The organism is Motilimonas pumila (assembly GCF_003596335.1).
In the GTDB taxonomy this organism is placed as follows: Bacteria; Pseudomonadota; Gammaproteobacteria; order Enterobacterales; family CBDFNC01; genus Motilimonas; species Motilimonas pumila.
Window position 1 is genome coordinate 1 of record NZ_QZCH01000037.1, and the last position, 21,963, is coordinate 21,963.

Sequence of the window (21,963 nt, forward strand, 5' to 3'; positions counted from 1 at the left end):
TGAACTTCAGGCAGGCGAAAGGGAAAGAAATCGAGCTGACATATCGCTATTACATCAGCTCCGCAGCTCTTGATGAGATGTCACTGGCTCGCGCCGTTCGGGCTCACTGGGGGATAGAGAATAGTCTGCACTGGGTATTAGATGTCAGCATGAACGAAGACAAGTGCCAAATTTATCAAAATCACGCTGCAGAGAACTGGGCGATGTTGCGCCAATTATCACTTAATATGCTAAGAGCGGAGCCCTCAAAGGGAAGTATCCCCGCCAAACAAAAGCGAGCATGGATGAAAACAAGCTTCCTCGAAGGCGTGTTACATGCGGGATTGAGTCAGCTGATTGAAATATGAGCATTCATGCGGTTGCCCTGACTAAATACCGCCCCTTGAGCCAGCAACTTGTCTACAATTTCTAAGCGTTGCTTAAAATAAGCACCAGTAACAGCATTCCATCCGTCATTGTTGCAAATATCAATTAAAGCTCCGTGTTTTATCAAGAAATCAACGACTTTTACTCGACCTTTCATTGATGCCCAGATAAGCGGTGTCCAACCTTTTTCGTTACGAATATTAACTTCGGCCCCTTTTTGAACCATTAACTCCGCTAAATCGAAATACTCATTATCCAAGCAAAGTAATAAAGCACTACTCATCTGCTTTGGGCGATAATTGGGATTGGCGCCGCTTTCTAGAAGCTGTTTCGCAATATCTAGGTAGCCCAAGTCGATGGCGAGCCTTAGGGGGTTATGACCTTGCTGATTAATGTCGAAGTTTGGCACTTCCATAATCGATTGGGCTAATTGAGAAAAACCATAGCTCAACGCCAATTCGAATGGGGTTGCATGCTCGTCTTGAAAAATATGGCTTACTAGCTCTGGGTTTTGACCAAAAATCGAAAGGCATGTTTGCATGTCACCTGAACTAAGGGCATGTAAAAGTTGTTCACTCATCAATTTATCCTAGAGCTATTAGTGTATGTAAATGAGAGCCTTTCCCTTCTGACAACCATTTTTCTTTGTCGTACTTGACTCTAATTTTTGTTTGAGAAACTGTACCAAAAGTAGGCTTAACCTTTACTGAATGTGTCTCAATAGAAAAATGCAAAGATTACACTAAGCTGAATAGAAAGTCCTTCGGTCATAAAACCGTCCGGCTAAGTGGTTTTCTAAATAGCTCAATGTTGCTTCAACTTGCAGTTAGGTTGCTGAAAGTTAAGTTCTGGTTTTGAGGCATTATTAGCGTACTCTACAGCAATAAAACGTCTAACTTTTTCGAACGGGTGCCACTCTGTGAAATATCCCTCTTTACCATTTAGTATCTGAAGGGATCTAGCCCTTCGCCATAACCAAAAAAAAGCTATCTTGGATTCCTAGTATATTCATCCTTGTATTTCGGGTCAGATTCATAAGGATCTTCGTAATAATAGCTTTCATCATAATAATAATTGAAATCCATAGGGGGTGCTGGCCTATCTATTTTACTTGGTGGTGCTGAGGGTGCAGGACTAGCGTTACTTAGTGCTTCTCTAAAAATGGATGCTTCTTTTTCTGATAAATTTAATCGACTTGAATTGTCGAGAATTTGATGTAGTTGATGGTTGTTTAACAAGTTTTTCATTGCAGCTTGTATAGAAGCTTCTTTGTTGAAGCCAGTACTTTGTTTTTTTACTCTCTGCGGTGAAGGCGTTTCAGAAGGAGTTAAAGGAATTTTTAGTGTGACCGAGCACCCCCAATAATTCTTGTTAGAGGTCCCTTTCGATAGAAATTCAACGACAATAGAGTTTAATAAACTAGATGAAATTGTCGCTGCTATTGCCTTGGGCAAGTAACCTAGTTGGCCATGTACAGACATTACTTTTATCGCATTCTTATCGTACTTATTATCAGGCTCTGCTTCAAGCCATACATCATCACAGCTCTTGAGTCTTGCAATACAGGTTTGTCTAGAGGGACCTGTGTTATTAGAATAACTCACGCCAACTACCTGTACTTTCCTAGCTTGGTAGGAAATACCGTTCTCATTAACTATTGAGTTTAAGCTAACACCCGTTTCTTCTTCATTTTTATGCGTTGTCTTTGTATTATTTTCTCCTGTCTTTGCGATTAGGTCGGCAATTTTAAAAAAGCACCAAAAAGAAAATAGAATTAAAATGAATGTTAGCATTTTTTTGCTTCCTGATTAGATAGCTATATTTTCGTGATTTCTCACTTAGAAAACACAGGTTAAACCAAAGAGGTTGGTTTTTATTATTAATTAATCCGAGAGGATTTTAGAATGTTATCTATTCTTTCCGGATTCTCGGGTTAGGTTTTTTATTACACCCTCAATGCCGGCAGCGAATAGGATTTTTTTATTCGCGAAAACGAGAGAGCTTCTTCCTCGGTTTTACCTCCTTTGAGGTATTTCTTATTGAATGATATTGTTTGAACTAACGAAGTTGTATATGAATCTTCACTTTATGTGATCCACAGTGTTTTGTTTTATATTTTTTAATGTTCTTGTGATTTTTGTTTGCGGCTATTTTTTGATTTTATGCTTTTTAGTATCAATTATTCCTATCTATTAAATGAAATCATCTAACTCTGGTTAATCGTTTATTTAATTTAGTGTGAAAATTGATAGTGCTTATAAGGTTACAAATATTTCTTAAACGCCCCTGCTGATGTCGCAAACAACATGGCTGTTGCGATTGCGCCTGGGATGACGATGAAGTTAGGATGAATCGAGAAGGGTAAAGATAGGTATACCACCCATGATAGGGCGACGCTGGGCAGAATGAGCTTTTTACTGGTGTGATACAGTAGCCCAGACTCCCTGCCTCCGGACCACTTTCGGATGTCCCGTCTGACTAGGCCATCTACAATACCCACCAATGAAAAAAGCAGTACAGCCGGCAGTGAAAAGAGCAGCAATGAGAAGCGCATTAAAAAGGTCTGCAGTGTATAAAACGCGGCTTTAATGTACTCTAAACAGGCCTGCAGCCCTAATTTCAGTTGTTGTGTCAGGGCGCTGGATGAAGGCTCCTGACTCCTCACCCATGTTTCAATGCGCATTATGTCCTTGTGGTTGACCCCATACTCGTGAAGCAGTGATAAGCTGAGCTTGGCGAATTCAAAAGGGCTGTATCGTCCCCCAGTTTTAAAATCATCATTGAGGTAGCGATACTCGTTTATCATCATATTGTAAGCATGTTGACTGCCTTGCGCCTCCCAAATAAACATGATGCCTAGCCACTCTATCAGTATCGAAAAGAAGATGGAGGCGATGAGAATCAGCGGCAATGCGATTATCAAAGGTGTTTTTCTGACGGCTTTTTCTTGTACGGCTTGATAGCTCATTCGGGCTCACCTTCTTGGTTAACGTGCAGGGCGTTTTGCTCAAACAGCGCCTCAAAATCCACGGATTCCGTTTCCGCTTCGTTTTGTGACTCATCAGTGGACGAATGCGCAGGTTCTGTCTGGTGCTGCGCAAACGGATCGTAGTGCTGCGCGCTTGAGACCAAATCATTCCACCAGCCTTCTGAGGTTTTGTAATTGGCAGCCATGGCCGTGGTCATGGTTTTTAAACTCTCTGGTAGCTGTGTATCGACTTCTTTTAAAAGCGGAAAGCGCAGTTTTAGCAGTCGTCCACCTTCTACTAAGGCAAAGGCTTGGCCTTTGGGCAGGTTAATGATGTTACTGGGCTCTAACATGGGGACGTTGATGGTCGAGATGCGATCTTCGTTTCTCGACGTAAAATGCACACTGTCGCCAGGGGTTGAGCTGTCATTGACGCCTGATACCTGAGTAGATTGGTTGATGCTGACCGTGGGCAGTTGACTGGTCAGAATTTCCGCCGTTTCGGCTGATTTTACCCGCATCATGATGATGGTGTTAAAGTTACCCTCGATTTGTTTGGCTTTAGCCAGGTTGCCCATACGGGCTTCAACATCGGATTTGGTTTGGGTATAAGCCACTACGTCAATGCCTGCGGCGCCGCCTTTGTTTAGCAAAGGCACAAACTCATCACCCGATAGTTCGTTAAACTCTTCTGCGTGCAGATAGACTTTGGGCAGCTTATTATCTTCTCCGCCATACAAGCCTTCCTCCACCCCATGCTTGTAGAGGTAACCTGCTGTGGACACCAGATCGGCAAACATCGAGTTGCCAAACCCTTGTGCCACGTCGCCGTCGGTCATGGCATCAAGGCCAATGTACACAATGGATTTTTTGCGAATGATGGAGAGCCAGTCAATGATAGGGCGCTCATCATTGAGATCTAAGTAATCGGGACTGATGAGCTCTGCGAGGCGTCCTGAGGTGAGCTTTTCTAGAAGCGGTAGCAGTGAAGCGGTGAGTTTATCAAAGTACGTTTTATCATATCGCACCGCTGAGCGCAGGCCGTTAATCACGGGATCAAAGATGTCTTGCTCTGAAAAGTAGATTTCCAATGCGCAGGTACGTTTGGCTCGGCCGCGCATGTTAGGCGGTACCGACTTCATGCTGCGCTCTTTGTTTGAAATGACCGCTTGCCACCCTTGGGCTTTGGCGCCTTGTCTGGCGAGGTAGATCTCCGCGTAATCAATGAACAAAGGCTCAATATCCAGAATGTATTTAAGGATGAGCTCATAACAAGGCTTTTTTCCCAGTTCCACCAAGGCTCTGGCCACAATATTAATGAATCGCCACGCGAATTCCTTAAATGCCGCGCTATTGCCTTCGGCTGCCAGTTGGTTACTGATGCGACTGGCCACTTCTGAAATACGCGAAAACTGGCCCACGCCGTTGTATCTGGCCGAAATATCCGGAAAACCTAAATGCAGGACATAAAATTCGTCTTCTTTGCCACACGCTTTGGCTTGGGCGTACATGCGCTTAAGAATGCCGGCATCGCCTTTGGGGTCGATACAGACCACGCAACCGTCCCCCCTGATGATATCTTGTGAAATCAATATCTCCGCCAGTCTGGATTTTCCGCAGCGCGTAGTGCCATAAACGCACACGTGTCCTGAGCGATTTTCTAGCTCTAAGGTTTGGTCATGCTCGCGCAGCTCTACGCCATGCAATATGGTTGAGCCGCCCAATGGGGGCAGGGGCCTGAATGGATTGAGCCGTGTATCCAGATGGGTCAGATAAGCCAGTGGCTGCCACCAAGGTTGGCGCTCTGCCCGGCGCTCTATTTCTCGGGCTAGGCAGTAGCCGCGACTTGGCCGTATGTATTGCTCGGCATGGACCGTTTTACAATCCCATAATCGTTGGGTGTGCTTTTGTCGCCATTCGAAGCCTTGACCGAGCCAGAGCCTGCGTGATGACGCGGGGATACGATTAGTGGTGATGGTAAAGGCGCTGAGTCTTTTTAGGTTACGTTGGTATCGCAGTACCTGATGGGCTTGTTGCAGCCGATAACAGGCAAAACTAGCCAATACCGCGGAACAGCCATAGCCGACCTGTGGCGACATCAAGATGGTATGGGGCGCCATGAAGCACAATGACGCGGCAGCGCCCGCGCATAATGAGGAATACAGCTCCACCGGTGGGCGCAGCATGGCTTCCAATGGGTAGTCTTGGTTAGCCATTATTGGTATGCCCCTTGTTGAGTGAGTAGTACTGGGTACACGGTTAAACCAAACTCTGTGGCTAAAAAATCCGCTTTTGCCGGCACGACTAACGCGTGAGGCAGTTGCTGCTGGATATATTGAATATTGTGGTAAGTGTCTGCTTGGGCGACCACAACGGCGGCGCCCACCCGCGAAAGCTCTTTGGCATTGAGCGTGAGCCAGTTCAGTGAAAACAGATCTGAGCCGATAATGGCGACCGGGTACTGCAAATGCGGCAGTGGCTTAGGGTAAACGCGATTGGGTAATATGCCCACCTTCAGGGACGTGCTTTGGTAGGGAAAGTAGCTCACTAACCGCTGGGTTAATTGGCTCCCATCAAATTTCAGATTCTTTAAACGCGCAAGCGATGTCATGAAGCTTTTTTCAATGGCCCGGCGATCGATGGTTTTACTGATGCGCTCGATAGGAAGGGTGTGGCCACTGTCGTAGATCACCACGGTTTTGCCTTTGTGAAGGCGCAGCATTTTTTCAGCCAGTGCGCGGGCTTTTTCCGGTGACATGCGCGCAATGGTAGTGTGCTGGCTGGCCACATTTTGAGTACGTGCGTGTTCGGTAGCCTTTTCGGCAGCATTCGCGCTTGGCAGACAAGTCAGAGCTGCAATTATCCAAAGTGTTTTCATGGCACCACGTCCCATTGTTTGGCAATGCGCTGCTGATGACGAAACACAGAGCGGCTGTAGTTTTGCGCTCTGATTTTATTGGAAGGGCTGTGGTAGCGGCCAACGGCTTCTTGCCATGATGATGAGCGGTTTCGTGCTTCGCGTAAGATGGCGGCAGAGACGAGTAGATTTTGTTTAGGCACAAAGGCGGCGCGGCAATCGTAATTGAACCTGGCGCCGTTCCAATACCAGTTGACTTGGTTAAAGCCGACATCGAACATCCAGTCGCCGGCGTCATGGAGTTTCTGGCAGGCGGATACCGCGTCTTCATAGGAAATAAAATAATAAGGCTTTCCGCGATGGTTGATGGTCCACGGCCATGGGGTGACACGTTTACTTTTTAGTTTGGCATTGGACTCTTGGTGGGAAATGGCGAGCAGTAGCAGTGGCGGTACGTTATGCAATTGCGCCGCTTGGTGATAGGCCAAGGGCAGTGAGTTGCTGTGTGCGCCGGCGCAGTAGAGTAAGCAGCCGACGACCATCAGATCAGTGATACGTTTCATCTTTGATTTCCCCCTTGTGGCTGACGACTAAACGCGCCGGCAGACTTTTGAGCTTTAACTGTTGGGCTTTGCCTGCGTCGTAATTGACCGTGATGCGCCCTTGGGCAATCAGTGCTGGGTTAATGGCCAATTGGGTCACCCATTGGTGAATGTGTGACTCTTGGGTGGCGCCCACGATATACAGATCTATCTTGGCGTAAGCTGGCGTGCTCTCGATGGCGCCACGTAAAAACGTTTGACAGCTTTTCGGGCAGGTGCGGGCGGCGAATAAGGCGACATAGTCGGTGAAGGCCGGTTTTTTGGATGGCCTTGGCAGGCGCACGATAGGCTGGTCTTTAAACATTTGCTGGGCAATGCGTTTACGGGTGTTTTCAAACGCCACTTCTTTGGCAATTCTTTGCGCCTCTATCTTGAGTAAGAGCCTGGCATAATGCTCGCGCTCTTGCTCTGTGTCGGCGGAGACGCCCAGTGCCGTGATGGGATCGATGTCTTTTGACCAAGTGCCCCGCGGCGAGTAGGCCATCAGGGATTTGTACCGGCTCCATTGCGCTAACGTGAGTCCCCAGTTTTTCGCTTTAATGATGTCGCGCTGCGTCAAGCCCAGTTGTTTGGCTTGTGTTTGGGTATGCTCGGTGCTGGTGGCCGTAGACGTGTGCGTGAGTGACTGACGCTGCACTGGGTTGGTGTCGGTACGGGTGACGTCTGCTGCCCATGTCGGCAACGATAATGAGCATGCCAATAGGGTCATGAAGTGTCTGTTCATCATGCCCCCTTATCCGCGTATATCTCTGGCGTACAGGCGCGGAAATGGCGATCGTAAAATTGGGCCTTTGCGATGCCTTTTGATAAGTCGGCGTAAACGATGCCTTGCGCGGTGACGACATCGGCATAGACGCAGGGCTTAATGGGGTGAGCAGGAGACGTGTGCTGATTGGGCGTCGGCGCGGCGCAAGAGACGCTGACCATGATGATGAGTAAAACGATGCAATGTTTCATTTGAGCACCACCGTTTTGCCGGCTTTTTCTAATACGACTTGCTGCTGATGAAAATTGATGGATTTAAATTGATAGCCGTTGAGTTGGTCATCGATATCGAAATAATAATATTTTCCTTGTTTGCTCAATGTGGCCAATGTTTGGCTGCCCCATAAATCCACGGAGACAAAATGATACTGTTGAAACTCAGATACGCTGGGCTGATAGTTATTTTTTAGCGCGCCTTTTTTGGGGGAGGGTTTAATTGAAGATTTATTGATTGCCGACGTTTTATTGATAGCGTTTCTTAGCGTAATCTCTTTGCGATTTCTATTAATGGCGAGTGTGACTTGATTGATGTGGCTGTCGACTTCGTCTTTTATCATTCTTTCTATTTTAGATTTAGAGAAAACGCTATCACCTGAAACATTAAATACTCTTGATGATAAGCTTTCTATCTCGTGAGTAATTTTGTCTTGGCTTTGTGAAAGTGAATTTATTTTTTCATTTGTGGATTTTAAGCTCGAAAATAAAATATCAATGTCAGAGCTATTTTTATTGATGCCTTTTTTAAATTCATTGTGAGAGTTTGGGGCAGGTTTTGTTTTTATATCCAGTAAAGTTTTTGAAAGCTTTGTAAAATTCGTTTTTAATTTATTTATATCCTTATGGTAGTTTGCGATGACGCTCTCTTGGGTTTTTATTTCGTTCATTGCTGTCAGCAAGAAATAAGAGAGCAGGGCCGCGGCGCCGATAAAAAAGGCCAGGCTTGAAGCCAAGATAATATGGGGCGATTTCATTGTCGGCCCCCATGTTTAAATTGGCTGTTGAAGGTCACTTGCCGGGTGACGGGATCGACAATTAACACATAGGGCTCACCTGCCAGCGATTTAATGGCGTTTTTGATGGAGACCATTTTCATTCTTCGGTGCACTTGAGGCAGCGGTTTTTTTAAGGTGACAGTGAAATCTGGGTGCGACAGATGGGCCGGCAGTAATGTGTAACCACTGCGCAGCAAGACGTATTCAATGGCGCCTTTGACGCTGTTGATACGCGACGGGATTTTGATGTCGATAACTGTCTCGAGGGGGTACTTTTGGGCGTAAGATACGTCGTCGTTCACCAACGCGTACCGGTTTACTTTCACATCTGCGGCCACTGATGGGCCAGAAAGCAAACAAGCCAATGCGAGTAGATTGATTTTGTTCATATGGCGTGTCCAAGGGTCGTGTGCCAGATTTCATTGGAATTTAAACGGCGCAATTAATCCATGGAAAAGCTGGTCGCTTGGAAGATTTCAGGGATAGGTTTGGCGGCCCAACTGCTCGGCCGCCATTAGAGATTGACGTGTGAATTGGGCTTGGAGTTCACCGCGTCATTTTGAATCGTAGGTTTATCATGCCATCTAACCTTGTGGCGCAGTGGCACGACATTTCGCACAAATGACAGCAGAGAGAAGCGCCCTGCTAGCGTTTGTTTTGCTACACGAGGTAGCCTTTTAAGTTTAGTCAAAATGGGGCAAAAAAAAGCACCTCGGGCGAGGCGCTGTTATTACACTGTGATAAAGTGGCAGGATTTTTACAGTGTAATGGGTTTGTGGGCACTTACACTGTGATAAACACAGCTTGAAATTATTACAGTGTGATAAAACGGGTCCTGATATTTTTACACTGTGATTGGCTGAGCCCATTTCATTACACTGTGATAATCAGACGATTTTTGATTTTCCTTGTAGGATATTCAGGGCGCACATCAGCAACTGCGCTTTTTCATTGAGTGCGCTACGGATGGGCTCTGCGGTTTTCATCAACGGAATGGCCTCTGTGCTGACGCCAGGCTGCCTAATGGCCTTCTCGTAGGAGGTATAGCGGCCTCCTCTTCCTGTTGCTCTCCAGCGAAGATAGAGGCCTTTGGGAGTTTTCTGTATCGCTAAGCGATATCGGGGTGTGAGGTTTTCTTTGAAGGATATGTCATAACGGGCTTTCAAGTGGCGCATGCTGTTACAGAGGGCGTCGAGTTCGCGCTCAACAATCATTGCATGATTGCCTCGCACCTTATCCTTAAAAGGTAAACTTAAAAGGATCATTAAAGGGGAAGCTTGGATATCGACATTTCGATCATGTGATACTTTCTCACAGTGTAAGTGAGATAATTGGGTTTTCATTAGCAGATCCCCGATGCTTTGAAGAAGTTATCATTGTCGACATTTAACGCGTCTGGACGTGCGTTAATGGTTGGAGCCAATGCGCTGCGTGTCGTGGCGTCTTTGAATTCATCTGGCAGTTCAATGTCTGGCATCCGTTTGAATGCTTCCTGCGCTCTCGCGTTATTGGCCGCCAAATCATCACGGGTCACTTCTGAGAATTTATAACGATGGACAAAGCTCATGGCGCGGCGAATGCGCTTTGTGGCTTTAAAGGTTGCATCTGAGGCGTTTTTTGGTGAAAGCAGCGCACAGTGACTCGCCAGAAGTATCAACCGAATAAGCTCATCGACCTCGAGCACCAAATAAACAAGCAAGAAACCCAGCCGGGTATTTATCGCTAACGGGACGCTCACAGGGTCGACGCTGTAGTTTTTTGAAAGGGAGATGCCGCTGGGCATTTTGTCTTTCATATACTCATTCAGCGAGTCAATCTGCTCATTGACTTCCGCACGCTCTGAATCGATTTCATTGTGCAGTTGGTAAAACACATAATCTGCAAATGGGTCATCTTTTTTGACGGCGTTTTCTAAGGCGGTGACCAGTTGAAAGAACCGAGGCACCCCCATTACCGAGTGGATGTTTTTCGCATTTTCTTGGGCTGCCTGGCGCTCTTCTTCGGCTTGATTACGCGACTTACCCAGCCAAGCTTTATGCACTTGCTTGGTTTGAATTTGAATACTGATATCTGATCTCAGTGCGCCAACGACAGAAGCCAAACGCTCAGTGTCAGTCTTACTTTCGACTTTGACCGCCTCGTGGTTATCAATATCTTGGTATGCGATTTCTACGCTCATAACGTTCACCTTTTCTCATTTGGATTAACTTCACTTGCTCTTGGTAATATTCAACGGCTAAATAAATAACGTTGATATTTATTTTGGTCTTGTCATAAATCTTTATTACTTTCTCTTTGATGTCGGTTTGTGTGTTAAGGCTCTTGTAGATAGAGAAAACTCTTTTTTCTTCTTTTTCAGATAAGCTTTTGTACCTTCCTGTGGTGGGTTTTACTCCCAGTCTACGGCGTTCTCTCTGCGCTCTTTTACAGCCCATGCCGAATAATCTCAGCATGAGCGGATTTCCAGCCCCGCGTTTTAAAAAAGCGAGGCACATGGCTTGGCTATCACAAATGTATTTTTGCCCTTTCGCTTTTGACTTTAATCGATTCAATATCTCGGAAGGCATGGCTTCCGCTGTTTTTTCATAAATGACGGACTGGAATATTTTATAAAGTTCATTCTTATTAAAGCTCGATAGCAGTGCGGAGACTTCTTCACAATCGAGTTGGTATTTACCCATGCCTCTTTTCTTAAGTTTTTTAAAAATAAGATCAGGGTTGTCGCTGGTCATTAATGACTCGATGAGTGTTGAAGCCAATAAGGCTGAAATATCTCTATCTTCCATTATTAACCTCCTTTTTAAACTGCCTTGTTTTTGACATTAAAAAGTTAAATGACTCTAGAAACTCCTCGCTTGAGGGCGTCGTTAATAGGATCAACAGTGATTGTTCAATGAGTGTGGAAGAGGACGGGTAGACCCGTTCAGACAGCTCATCGATAAATTCCGGGTAGGTAGAGCACAAGGATGAAAGCGCGCGATAACTCTCATCCGCAAGGTCTAATTTCTGGATGTGCTCAATGAGCTTTTCATTAGATTGGTGATAGAGGTGTGTGCCAGTAATATTCAAAAGGGAAGCCACCGAGAACCAAACGATAGCTTGGGTTTGATTGTCGAGCCTGGTGCTAGGAATGGTAATGATGGTGCCCAGTGGCATACCCAATACCGGCTTTGCCTCACTGCTTTGAATACTGACTTTTTCAAACAACTGATTGACTATCTCGGACAGATTGACGTCTGCACTTTGGTCTTTGTAAAAGCGATGTCTCAAGTCGTATAACGTTATGTCACTATTGCGAAGCTTGGCCTTCATCATCTCTTTTAAACAAAAACTGATAAAATCGACGTCTTCTAGCAGCGGCTCAGATGCTTGCTCTTTGATATGGGCCGATAAGAAACTTAAGGCCTGCTTGTTGCTATAAGCGGAGAGGGATGAAAAGTCGTACAGTGACCAAGCTTTTGCGAGCGAAGACCTGATGGCACACTCGTCATTGGGCTGAGCGCCGACCAGGTTCATGAACGCAACGTAGGCTTGTGAGAGTTTCGAGTGATGTTCGAATGAGGGCCGCCCCATGGTTTGGAACAGCCTTGGCATCGTGTCTTTTACATTATCAAAGGCGTAAAGAGTCCAATAACACAGGGTTTCGCTGAGCTTATAGCCTTGTTTTGCTAGCAGCTTAGACAGTGTTTTGGCGGTGAGTTTTTCATGGTTTGCGCGGTAGGCATCAATGGTAATGCCAATCGCCAGTACTCGGTCATGAAAACTGATCCCATCTCTGGCCTCATTTTTAATGAGCTGCATGATATGGTTGCTTTCACTGCTGGCGGAGTTTATCAGGCACAAGATAGTGGCGTACTTGTCTTCCTGCGTATTTTGATAAAGCTCTTTAAGGATGGATAAGCGCGTGTTGCCTTCATTTTTAACTTGAAAGCTGTCGCCGACAGGCACAACTTCTAGTACCCCATCGAAGCCGTGAGCCTGTAATGAAGCATAAATCTTATCAAAAGACTTATTCTCTTTATTTCTGATATTTCCCGGATCGGGTTGAATGCTCTCTACATTCAATTTCTTTAGACAAACCAACATAATAGAACCTTCTATTGCCTGGATAACTGCCTAGGTATCAACAATTACTCAAATAAAACCGCTAATAACATTAATAACAGTAATGGTAGGTCAAAAAACGACCAAAACAAGTCGATTTTTGATAAAAAATGCAGGTTATTAATTGAAAAGGAAAAATTTAAACCATTGAAATAAATGTTTTTATTATCCATATGCGATAATAAAAACAGTTTGAGAGATATTGTGTCATTAACCTGCTAAATCATGGGTTCATTTATCCATGAGAGCGCCTGATTATCTCTGGGAAGGTCCTGAAAAATATCGTTGCCGTGCTTAAGCACTAAAACGGTTATTTTGGATTTTTTTCGTTCGCCTTCAATTTTCACGGTTAACATATTTTCCCCGGACCACCCCTTACATAGGTTCTTGCTTGATGAATTAATGTATGAGCGTTGAACTCGCTTGATGGCTTTGGGCTCATCCAAGTTTTGTAGTTCAACCACCCGTTGTATGAGTGCAGTGTTATCGCTGACAAATTGTTTGAAAATACTCGGGGTCACCAAAAGCACTTTTCTTGATAAGACGTGAACCGGAGCATGAGGCTGGTTGTATCGGATCTGGTTGTGCTTAATCATTTTCGATAACCACGCATTGAACTCGGCTTCCATGTCCAGTTGTGCGAGCGGTAATAAGTTGCTTGTTGGAGCTAAATCCTCGTCTTTCGCTTGAACAGGCAGCGGATTGCTTTCACTCTGTCTATTGTGTGCGCTGGCTGCATCGGGCGCTGTAGATACTTCTTCTTTTATCTCTAGTGGGCTGACGGGCGTGATCGTTCCGGAAAAGGTGTTCAACAGGTGGTTGGGATCTAATGTTAGCCGTGGTATCACAATAAACGTGAGGGTTTGCTGCCATGGCGATTTATTGGATTTTTCATCGACCACATGGTGGTGAATGATGGGAGCCGATGCATCCCCAAGCAAGAGTTGATTACTTTCAGCAAGAAGGTTAATGATCTTAATGGGGTTCTTTGGGGTTTGGTCTGCAAAAGTGGGGTCAGCAAACAACTTGTTTTGAATGTACTCAGCCGTTCTTTTACTGACTAAATAGACGGCATCCTTTGTTACCCATGCGATGGCGCCTGGTGAGTTCACCTTTAGGTCACCGTTTTGCAAATCTTGCCTGACAATCGCCACCATTTTTCTGACCAACAGTGAGACGGTATTTGCCTTTTGGGACTGCTGAATGTTTTGGTTTCGAGAGACTTTCAGATCAGAGCCTAAATTCTTTTTCACCGACTCTGCGTCAGCTTTAGATATAAGATCAAGCATCACGCCAGCGGCGTGATCACTGGCCAATGCCTGCGTCCACATTAAGTATATTTGTTGATCGCTGTGCAGCCATTTATACCCTTCAATGGGCAACAGTCGGTTGGCAAGTTGAAGGCCTGCAAGTTGATGCAGCTTATGCCGACTGTCCGGATTATGCTTGTACGTGTAAGTGCAATCGCAAGGGAGCTTGCTTAGGGCCGGTATCCAGATGTGGCTGCATTGCCCCTGCCGATAAGCAACAATCTGGTCTGTGATGATCTTGCCCACATCATGCAGCAATGAAGCGGTCGCTACAGCATAAGTAAAAATATCTGATTTCTTGCAGATTAAGTCTTCTTTGCCGCCAATAGGGTAGAGCACATTTCTTCTTAGTCGGAGTGAATACAACATGACTTCCATGGAGTGGTCGAGCAGTCCGCCAGGGTAAGAGTGATGATTTGAGTCGGACGCGGGTAAGAGCTGAACGTATTCCGCAAAGTTATTTAATAGCTTTAGATAAAGGGTTTCCCAGTGATGGTGCGTAATAGAGACCGACTCTTTTACCCTGGTTAAAAGACGTTGTCTGCCATCGTCTATCAACATCAACTCTGACGCGGGCAGCCATTTGTATGGCAGTGCTTGAAAACAAGCCTCGTTTGACAACGAGCTTGGCTCAATGTTTTTGAGTTGAAATATGCTTAACATGATTGGTTTGCTCGTGTTTTAAGCATTTCATCAATGCATTGGCATCCACAACGGGGTATGCAAAATATTCAACGCGAAGTACCCCGCGCTTGTAAGAAAAATCAGAGAAGCTCTCAAGCGAAGGCTCCCAGCTCCTTAAATCACTTTTACTGATAAAGCTCACCGTAAAAATGGGCAGATTTTGGAGCGCTGTCTTTAAGGTTTCAAGCGTAAGCTGCCTTTTGTCGTGTAGCTCTTTAAGTGCGGCCAATAAGCTCAACTCAATTGCGTAACTTGCATTAACGTAACTCTCCGTGCCCAAGTACAAGGATAAGATCTTGTCTATTGGGTAGATGCATTGAGTAAGCCGGTCTTGTTCAAGTATCTTTTTCCACATAAGGCAGCTTATTTATTAGTAGATGGAAGCTGATATTAAGTGGTGAGCCACCCCCTGGTAAGGGAAAAGCTGGTAGGTGTGATGATTTAGAGCGCAGGTTTTTTTGCTGCTTTTGGGCTTACAGACAGTGAAGCCATGGGAATAACATAAAGGCTGAGAGCTGTGGGCGAGTGTAACTTATTGAATCAATTGTTTTTACAGCACCGGCTGAACGCTGGGTTAGCGTAACATTGCTTCGGCACTGCCTATAAAACCTGGCGCGGGAAATTCGCTTTTTTCAATCAACCGCGGATCATCATTTTTTGCACCTCGGCAATCGCATCAATGATTTCTTTATTAGAGTGCTCTGAGAGTAAGTAGATTGCAGCACGAATGAGCTTGGTTTCATTTACCCCATCTTTTCGGCCGAGTTTCTCGATAACGTACTCTAGATCTTGCGATTGAATGTCTTTGACGCGGTTTCCCATCCCTGTTCGCTCTTGCTCCAAAAATCGTACGGGCTTGGGGTTGATTTTGGTTGTAGGAGCGATACCAAAGACGTTTTTGGCCTTATTAGAGTCTGCTTTAGAGGGAGTCGAGTTTGACTGAGTGCGTTTAAGCGCTTTTAGCTCAGCTCTTTCTGCGCCTGTTAACTTTTTTTTGGCTTGGAGCGCTGCTAAACGGGCGTTGTCAGACATGATTGACTACCTCTTTGGCAAACTTCTTGTAATAGTTGGCGGCAACATGACCTGGGCTTATGACTGAAATTGGCTCATGCTCCGACTCGGAATCTGAAAAAACGGCCCGGTCATAAATGACGCTGTCTGCGATGTGGTTTGGCCACGCGGTTGCCAGAAAGCTTTCCCCAAACTCCAGCGACCTCTTGGCCCGTTTATCAATTTTCGTAGGCAAAATAATGAAGTCGACATCGTCTGGCTCTACATATTTCACATTGCAGATATGTTCGAGCAAAACATCAATCCCATCAAGGCTGTGCTCTTTATACTCTGTTGGGAAAATGTAGAGATCCGCGGCCATGACTGCATTGAGGCCGAGTACTGAGGTCGATGGGTTGGTATCCATGATGACAAAGTCGTATCGGTCCTCCACTTGTTTGAGTTGGTACATCAACCGGTCTTCCCGACGAGGTAAGCTGATCATTTCCATGTCCAGCTTGGTCATGATATCCCCTGACCGAGCTGGGATAACATGAAGATTCGGCTGTTCTTCATCATTGATAATAGCGGGGTAGATTGCGGCGTTGATATCAAACTTTCTATCCATGAGTACATCACCGATGTAATACTCGGTATCCACGCGCTTAGTAAATTTGGTGGTATCGCCTTGAGAGTCAAAGTCGACAAGTAACACCTTATGCCCGAGTTTGCTGATCTCATAAGCCGTATTGACTGTCGTGGTGGTTTTAGTGACACCACCTTTACGATTACCCACCATGATTTTTTTCATTTTAGACCCGCTTATCTGTTTAAAGCACCATAAAAATACTGCCGAGTATGTATAGCACTGATGATATACATATTTAGCTTAGTATATTTTGCTATGATGCGAGTGTAATTAAATTAAATCAGTGTGTTTGGCAGACTCTCCTAAAAAAATAAAATAAAATCAGAGGCTCCTAATCTATTTTTTAATTGTTTAAGCTGGGTAAGCATTTATTACTACAGTCTTTTACCTTGTAATCTTTAGCTTGCCTTATAAGGCTATCTATTGAGCTGTCTTTTATTTCTTGTTTCAAAAAGAAAGATATATTTCGATCCATAATTGACTCAGAAAAAGCGATAGCTTCATCAAGCCTATTATCCCGTACTGCTTTTGCAACCACTAAGTGACTTTGAGCCTCAAATGCTCGAAACTCATGGTTTCGTTGGATACTGTCATTCATTGAGTCTTCAATGATATAACGGACAGCTTGGCCTCCAACACCAAAACCAATAACAAATGTAAATATTGCTAAAGCAACTTTATCTTTCATTTTCAAATTCCTATTGCTATACAGAGTAAATGCATAAAAATTACAGAACATTTACTCTGCCGCTATAAATTAATTAAAAGTAAGGTAACGCCCACAAAGCAGCACAAGCTGCTTCGCCGATAATAAATCCAGGCAATTGACCGATAGTAGATTGGGCAGTTCCAAGTTCAGTTCCAACCTTACTTATTTGAAGTGCCAATTCTTCATTCATATCCCTGAGCTCTTGCCTCCTATGCACATCCAAAGGGTCACACTGCTCCAGTTCTTCTTTAATTAGCTTTTGTTGCTCAGTAATAAACTCTAGCGCGTATTTTCTTTCTTCATAGGAGTTATATAGGCCGGCCAAATTAGCGATCCCTACCAAAGTGCTACAGCTTATTGCTGCAACTTTCGTGAACTTCCCTGTATCATCAAAGTAAGTATAAGGATTACCTTCAACATAAGCATAAGTGTTTAGCCCTCCGCCCAAGCCTATAGGATCACTCGTAATATACCGGCCTGTGCTCGGGTCATAATAACGATGGTAATTGTAATGTAGCCCTGTCTCGGCATCATAGTATTGACCTGGGAAACGCAAATTATATTCGAATGCTTCACCACTCGCATTTAACTCACTCACCGGTAGGTCATCTCCATAAGCTTCGCCTTGCCATGACCAAACAGTTTGTCGAGAAGCTGGATCTGAAATTTCCCTTGGTGTACCCAGCGTGTCAGCCCAAATATAATAGACATCAGGTTCCGTCCCTGCGCCCGGTTTGACAACAGCAATAGGAAGGTTACCTAGCCAGACCGTTTCTTGAATGACATCTCCCGTATCGCGCAGTTCACTTAGAAGCGGACCGGTATATGAATGCATAAACATCCGCGCTTCTTTTCCTGTTTTACTGACGCGTTGTCCTAGAGCATTATATCGGTAATCCGTTGTTTCAAGCCCTTCTGTGACTTCAACTAAGCGACCGGATGAATTATAACGGTATGTACGCTTATCATCTTTAATTAAGTTACCCGTTGCATCATACTCATAACTGGTTTGTGTTTGACCACTTTTACCCGTTATCCGATTACTGTCAGGTGAGAGGTCATAAACCATTTTGTCATTTCCACGAGTATTACTTGTTCGGGTCGTATTGCTGTTGTAAGTGTACTCAAACTGCTCCGTAGCCGTTCTAGCTTCAACTAACCGGTTTCTTGCATCATATGAAAGTTGCTCAATTCCTTCAAAGTCACCTATTGTGGTGATATTTTTGATGTTATTTTTTCCATCATAAGTCAGTGACAGTGTATTACTGCCTAAATCCAGCTTAGACACACGACCAATGGCATCTTGAAGCCTTGTCATGACTTGGCCATTTCCCCAAGTCCAGGTTATTGGTGTACCTGTTCGTGACCAATGAATGTTTTGGAGTAGGGCCTGACCGTTGACATTAATGCCAGTTAGCTCGCCTTTGTCATAGAGGTAATCTACCACCATACCTGATGGATAAGTAATACGTTCTAAAAGGTTTTTCCCCCAAGTATACCCAACAGTCAAACGGTGCTTTCCTGTGGTTTGACTCATTTCTGAGAGGTTACCTTGCGTATCATAACTTAGCACTGTTTCTCCAGATGCATTCGAGAACGAGGATAACTGCTCTCCAGAACCTGCTGTTTCACCGTAACTAAAAGTATGTACATCATCGGTATAAGAGATGCTTTTCAACCGACCTAAGTTGTCGTAATCATAGAGTGCAGTTTCTTTATTGGCATCAGTAACCGAGGCCAGTTTACCTGAAACTAAATATGAAAATTGCGTAGCACCAGAATCTGGACTTAGTTGTGAGATATTGTTTCCAAAGCTATCCAATGTGTACTGTGTAACCAAACCTTCTGGATCGGTCACAGATGTTAATGCACTATCACTATTGTAACCGTATTTAACAACAGATAAGTCTGGTAACGTCATTTCAGTCAAGTTACTCAAACTATCGTAATCATAAGTATGCACATGGCCTTCTTCGTCTACTTTTGCAATCAAGTTTCCTGCTGCATCATATGCATACTGAACTGTATACCCATAGTCATTACTTTCTTTTACTAAATTGCCGTAGTTGTCGTATTCATAATGAGTGCTTGATGACTCAACTTGCAGGTCGACAGGTTGAGGGGGCACTGGAACAGTCGGAAGTTGAGGCTGAGCTTGTGGCATAGGCAATGGCAGTGGTTTTGAACGAGGTGCATTTGAAATAAACTCCCAAGTTTGACTTGTCATGCTAGGTGTATCATTTTGTGTCCAAAAAAGGGCTTTAAACAGCTTTCTATCATACGTAACAATATCTCCACCAGTGTATGTCTTACTGCTTTCCCACACTGGGTAAGTTACTACTGGCACTTCTGTTGGAGGAGGTGTTGGTCCAGAGGTTGGAGGAGTGGAAGGCGTTACAGATGTTACTTCCCATACCCCTGCGACGCCAGGCTCTTCACCTTTAGTCCACCACTTAGCTTTGTATGTGACTCCTTGGTGCTCTGCACACATGCCACTGGTATAGGTACTGCTTTTATCCCAAAGGTTGCAGCTCTGGGCATTGGCATGTGAAGAAAATGCTAGGGCTGATGTAACGATAAGGGCTAAAGGAGTCGTAATTAAATTGATAGTTTTCTTCATGGTAACTTCCCTTAATTGACCTGTGTAGAGTGGCTAGCTATGGCTTGAGTGAGCTGTGAGCCAGGGTCAACCGTTTCTTTCTTGATAATATTACCAGCGAGATCTCGAGTAAATTTGATGGTGTTACCCTTGTTATCCATGATAGAAATGAGTCGGTAAGCCCCATCGTAGCTGTAATTAATGACTTTTCCTGAAGGAAGCTCTCGTTTGATCAAGTTACCAACTTTGTCATACGTCAGTAGGGTGATATCTTTGCCTTCGGTAATAGAAGTCAGTCTTCCCCTAAGATCAAATGTCATTTTGGAAATCACGCCATTTGGTCTAGTGATATGTTGTGCTTGACCATTTTCATTGTGTTCAGCGTAAACGGTGATTGAAGTATCACCCACAGCCTTTCTGATTAAGTTACCCAGCGCGTCGTATTCGAAAGTGGTAATTGTTCCTAGAGGATCGGTTTGAGATGTCATTAGTCCGAAGTGGTTATAAGTAAAGCTCCACTTTTCACTTTTTCCATCTGCGAAGGTTTCTTTGGATAATAAGTTACCGCCTTCGTCGTACTGAAATTGAACGAGCCTGTTAGGGTAATGTTTTTCGACGGGAAGTGGCAATGTGGGATGCCATTGCGTTTTTATCTCAAACTCTTCAGTGGTACTTGTCGCAACAGTACGACTGACTTCCAAATTCTTATCATTATAGCGGTAGGTCGTGATAACACCTCTAGCATCTCTTGTTGATGTCACGTTTCCGTTAGCGTCAAAGTCGATGTATTTTTGAGACGTATTACATTTTTCAGCCTTACAAGGTGCTGAAATGGAGTAGATTTTAGCGCTGCCGTTAACATCACCAATCAGATAAGTGGTTGTAAAACCTCTGGCATCTTTTACTGAAGCACTGAGGTTGTCAGCAGCATAAGTAATTTCTGTTCTATCAATGTTATTCGCGTGGGTTGAGCTGATGGCTTTGGGGCCATCGGGAAAGACGTATTCCCAAGATGATATGTTACTGTTTTCATCCGTGAGCTCAATCAATGATGAATAATTACCGTACTGGTAACTCTTAGTACTCTTATCGGCAAACTGAACTTGAGCAAGGTATCGATTATCTTTGTAAGTATATGATGCAACGTTTTTTGGCTCAGCCAATTGAGGGGAGACTAATTGAACACTGGAAATAAAGCCGGAAGCTCTATCATATGTAAAATTAAGGCCGAGACCGACTCTATTAACGTCTCTTATGGTAGAAAGCTGCCCAACTTTATCGTATTCGTAAGATAACTCTTCACCTGATGGTGACTTGTAATTCGTTATTTTCCCTGAAGATGAAAAAGTTCGTGTTTCGCCTGAATCCTCTTCTAACACCCAGCTTGAATTTGACAATAATAGTTTTGCATTGGCATAACTGGTTGAGATGTATGTGTTTGGGTCACTCTCCACTTTAAAGGTTAAAACCTTCCCATCCTTTCTTAAGAAATAGATTTCACGCTTTCTATCATTAAATACTAAGTATTCGGAATAGTTATCAGACCATCTTTGTGGTAAGTGGTGTGATTTAAAAACCCCTATTTGACTATTGTAATAGCGAGTATAATTTAATATTTTTGAGCTAACATGCTGATAATCAATCTCTTTTTGAAATTTATTACCATTGATAATGTTGATAGGGTTTCCACACATAGGTGAAATATTTTTTTCACTTTCACATTCTTCCTCGCCCTTATCTTTCTCTTTTTCCATGTCTACTTCTTCTTCGAGATACATACTTATATGCCACGTGTTATTGCTATAGGAAATCACGCAAACAGTATTATCAGGAAACAAAGGGTCTTGCCCTACATCATTGACATGCCATTGTCCTTCGTATTCTAAGGGCGTTGATACTACCCCGCTTCTCGAAATGAGCACACCAACCGGGCCTATTTTTTCGCACGTACTTTCTTTGGTTGGCATTATTATGTCTTCCGAGCATTCGTATCGAAACCCTTTTCTTTTGTCCAGCTTTCTGCATCCACTCCACCAACCTGGCAAAGGAGCGGAACGTTGAAATGAACTTCGAGTAGACGAGTTTGCTGAATAATTTTCGAAGCTGTTAGCTGGCATTGAACCGGTTTCACTAGCTACAACGGAGAAGGGAATGAGAAGCATCCCTGTATATTTAAAATCGATCATAAAAAACTTTTTTATCAATATGGGTGTGTGAAAAATACATGAAAAAAATATAAAATTCCAATCAAATCACTAATTCCGATAAAAAATTAAACTTTGATCAACAACTTCTGCTCACTAACTCATGATTCTGAAGCCGAAAAAAGATGCCTAGAGCCTTAATGGTGCTGAGGCTCGTGGGCATA

The 21,963-nt window shown here is 44.2% G+C and carries 22 protein-coding genes; 1 reads left to right on the forward strand and 21 read right to left on the reverse strand.

Features of this window, described 5'->3' with window-relative positions:
- Window positions 1–347: ISAs1 family transposase (locus D1Z90_RS18540; RefSeq protein WP_119911210.1), on the forward strand; the 347-nt coding region annotated here is incomplete at its 5' end.
- Here the strand turns inward: D1Z90_RS18540 and D1Z90_RS18545 are convergent.
- The 21 genes from D1Z90_RS18545 to D1Z90_RS18645 form a co-directional block, all read right to left on the reverse strand.
- Complete coding sequence (locus tag D1Z90_RS18545) at window positions 329–946, reverse strand: ankyrin repeat domain-containing protein (RefSeq protein WP_119912292.1); 618 nt, start codon at window positions 944–946, stop codon at window positions 329–331. The two genes, D1Z90_RS18540 and D1Z90_RS18545, sit on opposite strands and share 19 nt — an antisense overlap.
- A 406-nt stretch (window positions 947–1,352) precedes the next feature.
- Entirely contained in the window at window positions 1,353–2,159 is an 807-nt protein-coding gene (locus D1Z90_RS18550) for an HIRAN domain-containing protein (protein ID WP_119912293.1), read from the reverse strand.
- Between the two features lie 470 nt (window positions 2,160–2,629).
- Complete coding sequence (locus D1Z90_RS18555) at window positions 2,630–3,334, reverse strand: TIGR03747 family integrating conjugative element membrane protein (protein WP_119912294.1); 705 nt, start codon at window positions 3,332–3,334, stop codon at window positions 2,630–2,632.
- Window positions 3,331–5,550 carry a type IV conjugative transfer system coupling protein TraD gene (gene traD / locus D1Z90_RS18560; protein ID WP_119912295.1) on the reverse strand — a complete coding sequence of 740 codons (2,220 nt, stop codon included), beginning with the start codon at window positions 5,548–5,550 and terminating at the stop codon, window positions 3,331–3,333. The genes D1Z90_RS18555 and traD overlap by 4 nt, the downstream gene beginning before the upstream one ends.
- A complete protein-coding gene (locus tag D1Z90_RS18565) occupies window positions 5,550–6,212 on the reverse strand; it encodes a PFL_4695 family integrating conjugative element protein (RefSeq protein ID WP_158587186.1) in 663 nt (220 codons plus the stop codon). The genes traD and D1Z90_RS18565 overlap by 1 nt, the downstream gene beginning before the upstream one ends.
- Window positions 6,209–6,754, reverse strand: coding sequence for a lysozyme family protein (locus D1Z90_RS18570; RefSeq protein ID WP_119912297.1), 546 nt, complete (start codon window positions 6,752–6,754; stop codon window positions 6,209–6,211). Before D1Z90_RS18570 ends, D1Z90_RS18565 begins: the two co-directional genes overlap by 4 nt.
- On the reverse strand, window positions 6,738–7,517 hold the full coding sequence (locus tag D1Z90_RS18575) for a TIGR03759 family integrating conjugative element protein (protein WP_158587187.1): 780 nt from the start codon (window positions 7,515–7,517) through the stop codon (window positions 6,738–6,740). The genes D1Z90_RS18570 and D1Z90_RS18575 overlap by 17 nt, the downstream gene beginning before the upstream one ends.
- Window positions 7,517–7,750, reverse strand: a complete 234-nt coding sequence (locus D1Z90_RS18580) for a hypothetical protein (RefSeq protein ID WP_119912299.1) — start codon at window positions 7,748–7,750, stop codon at window positions 7,517–7,519. Before D1Z90_RS18580 ends, D1Z90_RS18575 begins: the two co-directional genes overlap by 1 nt.
- Complete coding sequence (locus tag D1Z90_RS18585; RefSeq protein WP_147378795.1) at window positions 7,747–8,442, reverse strand: hypothetical protein; 696 nt, start codon at window positions 8,440–8,442, stop codon at window positions 7,747–7,749. Before D1Z90_RS18585 ends, D1Z90_RS18580 begins: the two co-directional genes overlap by 4 nt.
- Before the next feature lie 83 nt (window positions 8,443–8,525).
- The gene (gene pilL2, locus D1Z90_RS18590) at window positions 8,526–8,939 is read right to left on the reverse strand and encodes a PFGI-1 class ICE element type IV pilus protein PilL2 (RefSeq protein ID WP_119912301.1); all 414 of its coding nucleotides are present in this window, start codon (window positions 8,937–8,939) and stop codon (window positions 8,526–8,528) included.
- A 498-nt stretch (window positions 8,940–9,437) separates the two neighbouring features.
- The gene (locus tag D1Z90_RS18595) at window positions 9,438–9,893 is read right to left on the reverse strand and encodes a hypothetical protein (protein WP_119912302.1); all 456 of its coding nucleotides are present in this window, start codon (window positions 9,891–9,893) and stop codon (window positions 9,438–9,440) included.
- Window positions 9,893–10,729, reverse strand: coding sequence for a PFL_4669 family integrating conjugative element protein (locus D1Z90_RS18600; RefSeq protein WP_119912303.1), 837 nt, complete (start codon window positions 10,727–10,729; stop codon window positions 9,893–9,895). The genes D1Z90_RS18595 and D1Z90_RS18600 overlap by 1 nt, the downstream gene beginning before the upstream one ends.
- Window positions 10,698–11,336: an STY4526/YPO1902 family pathogenicity island replication protein gene (locus D1Z90_RS18605; protein WP_119912304.1), complete on the reverse strand. Its 639-nt coding sequence runs from the start codon at window positions 11,334–11,336 to the stop codon at window positions 10,698–10,700. The genes D1Z90_RS18600 and D1Z90_RS18605 overlap by 32 nt, the downstream gene beginning before the upstream one ends.
- Window positions 11,326–12,636 carry a hypothetical protein gene (locus D1Z90_RS18610; protein WP_119912305.1) on the reverse strand — a complete coding sequence of 437 codons (1,311 nt, stop codon included), beginning with the start codon at window positions 12,634–12,636 and terminating at the stop codon, window positions 11,326–11,328. Before D1Z90_RS18610 ends, D1Z90_RS18605 begins: the two co-directional genes overlap by 11 nt.
- A 236-nt stretch (window positions 12,637–12,872) precedes the next feature.
- Window positions 12,873–14,627 (reverse strand): MobH family relaxase, encoded by a 1,755-nt coding sequence (gene mobH / locus D1Z90_RS18615; RefSeq protein ID WP_119912306.1) that lies wholly within the window; start codon window positions 14,625–14,627, stop codon window positions 12,873–12,875.
- The gene (locus D1Z90_RS18620) at window positions 14,596–15,003 is read right to left on the reverse strand and encodes a hypothetical protein (protein ID WP_119912307.1); all 408 of its coding nucleotides are present in this window, start codon (window positions 15,001–15,003) and stop codon (window positions 14,596–14,598) included. The genes mobH and D1Z90_RS18620 overlap by 32 nt, the downstream gene beginning before the upstream one ends.
- A 281-nt stretch (window positions 15,004–15,284) precedes the next feature.
- On the reverse strand, window positions 15,285–15,680 hold the full coding sequence (locus D1Z90_RS18625; protein ID WP_119912308.1) for a hypothetical protein: 396 nt from the start codon (window positions 15,678–15,680) through the stop codon (window positions 15,285–15,287).
- Complete coding sequence (locus D1Z90_RS18630) at window positions 15,673–16,449, reverse strand: ParA family protein (protein WP_119912309.1); 777 nt, start codon at window positions 16,447–16,449, stop codon at window positions 15,673–15,675. Before D1Z90_RS18630 ends, D1Z90_RS18625 begins: the two co-directional genes overlap by 8 nt.
- 181 nt (window positions 16,450–16,630) lie before the next feature.
- Window positions 16,631–16,975: a hypothetical protein gene (locus D1Z90_RS18635; RefSeq protein ID WP_119912310.1), complete on the reverse strand. Its 345-nt coding sequence runs from the start codon at window positions 16,973–16,975 to the stop codon at window positions 16,631–16,633.
- A 73-nt stretch (window positions 16,976–17,048) separates the two neighbouring features.
- Window positions 17,049–19,616, reverse strand: coding sequence for an RHS repeat-associated core domain-containing protein (locus D1Z90_RS18640; RefSeq protein WP_119912311.1), 2,568 nt, complete (start codon window positions 19,614–19,616; stop codon window positions 17,049–17,051).
- Between the two features lie 11 nt (window positions 19,617–19,627).
- Window positions 19,628–21,781, reverse strand: a complete 2,154-nt coding sequence (locus D1Z90_RS18645) for an RHS repeat domain-containing protein (RefSeq protein ID WP_119912312.1) — start codon at window positions 21,779–21,781, stop codon at window positions 19,628–19,630.
- Window positions 21,782–21,963: the final 182 nt, after the last annotated feature.

What these genes read in the sequence shown, in the direction of transcription:
- D1Z90_RS18545 (WP_119912292.1), bottom strand. Translation starts at nt 946, where the DNA reads ATGAGTGAACAACTTTTACATGCCCTTAGTTCAGGTGACATGCAAACA.
- D1Z90_RS18550 (WP_119912293.1), bottom strand. Translation starts at nt 2,159, where the DNA reads ATGCTAACATTCATTTTAATTCTATTTTCTTTTTGGTGCTTTTTTAAA.
- D1Z90_RS18555 (WP_119912294.1), bottom strand. Translation starts at nt 3,334, where the DNA reads ATGAGCTATCAAGCCGTACAAGAAAAAGCCGTCAGAAAAACACCTTTG.
- traD (WP_119912295.1), bottom strand. Translation starts at nt 5,550, where the DNA reads ATGGCTAACCAAGACTACCCATTGGAAGCCATGCTGCGCCCACCGGTG.
- D1Z90_RS18565 (WP_158587186.1), bottom strand. Translation starts at nt 6,212, where the DNA reads ATGAAAACACTTTGGATAATTGCAGCTCTGACTTGTCTGCCAAGCGCG.
- D1Z90_RS18570 (WP_119912297.1), bottom strand. Translation starts at nt 6,754, where the DNA reads ATGAAACGTATCACTGATCTGATGGTCGTCGGCTGCTTACTCTACTGC.
- D1Z90_RS18575 (WP_158587187.1), bottom strand. Translation starts at nt 7,517, where the DNA reads ATGAACAGACACTTCATGACCCTATTGGCATGCTCATTATCGTTGCCG.
- D1Z90_RS18580 (WP_119912299.1), bottom strand. Translation starts at nt 7,750, where the DNA reads ATGAAACATTGCATCGTTTTACTCATCATCATGGTCAGCGTCTCTTGC.
- D1Z90_RS18585 (WP_147378795.1), bottom strand. Translation starts at nt 8,442, where the DNA reads ATGAACGAAATAAAAACCCAAGAGAGCGTCATCGCAAACTACCATAAG.
- pilL2 (WP_119912301.1), bottom strand. Translation starts at nt 8,939, where the DNA reads ATGAACAAAATCAATCTACTCGCATTGGCTTGTTTGCTTTCTGGCCCA.
- D1Z90_RS18595 (WP_119912302.1), bottom strand. Translation starts at nt 9,893, where the DNA reads ATGAAAACCCAATTATCTCACTTACACTGTGAGAAAGTATCACATGAT.
- D1Z90_RS18600 (WP_119912303.1), bottom strand. Translation starts at nt 10,729, where the DNA reads ATGAGCGTAGAAATCGCATACCAAGATATTGATAACCACGAGGCGGTC.
- D1Z90_RS18605 (WP_119912304.1), bottom strand. Translation starts at nt 11,336, where the DNA reads ATGGAAGATAGAGATATTTCAGCCTTATTGGCTTCAACACTCATCGAG.
- D1Z90_RS18610 (WP_119912305.1), bottom strand. Translation starts at nt 12,636, where the DNA reads ATGTTGGTTTGTCTAAAGAAATTGAATGTAGAGAGCATTCAACCCGAT.
- mobH (WP_119912306.1), bottom strand. Translation starts at nt 14,627, where the DNA reads ATGTTAAGCATATTTCAACTCAAAAACATTGAGCCAAGCTCGTTGTCA.
- D1Z90_RS18620 (WP_119912307.1), bottom strand. Translation starts at nt 15,003, where the DNA reads ATGTGGAAAAAGATACTTGAACAAGACCGGCTTACTCAATGCATCTAC.
- D1Z90_RS18625 (WP_119912308.1), bottom strand. Translation starts at nt 15,680, where the DNA reads ATGTCTGACAACGCCCGTTTAGCAGCGCTCCAAGCCAAAAAAAAGTTA.
- D1Z90_RS18630 (WP_119912309.1), bottom strand. Translation starts at nt 16,449, where the DNA reads ATGAAAAAAATCATGGTGGGTAATCGTAAAGGTGGTGTCACTAAAACC.
- D1Z90_RS18635 (WP_119912310.1), bottom strand. Translation starts at nt 16,975, where the DNA reads ATGAAAGATAAAGTTGCTTTAGCAATATTTACATTTGTTATTGGTTTT.
- D1Z90_RS18640 (WP_119912311.1), bottom strand. Translation starts at nt 19,616, where the DNA reads ATGAAGAAAACTATCAATTTAATTACGACTCCTTTAGCCCTTATCGTT.
- D1Z90_RS18645 (WP_119912312.1), bottom strand. Translation starts at nt 21,781, where the DNA reads ATGATCGATTTTAAATATACAGGGATGCTTCTCATTCCCTTCTCCGTT.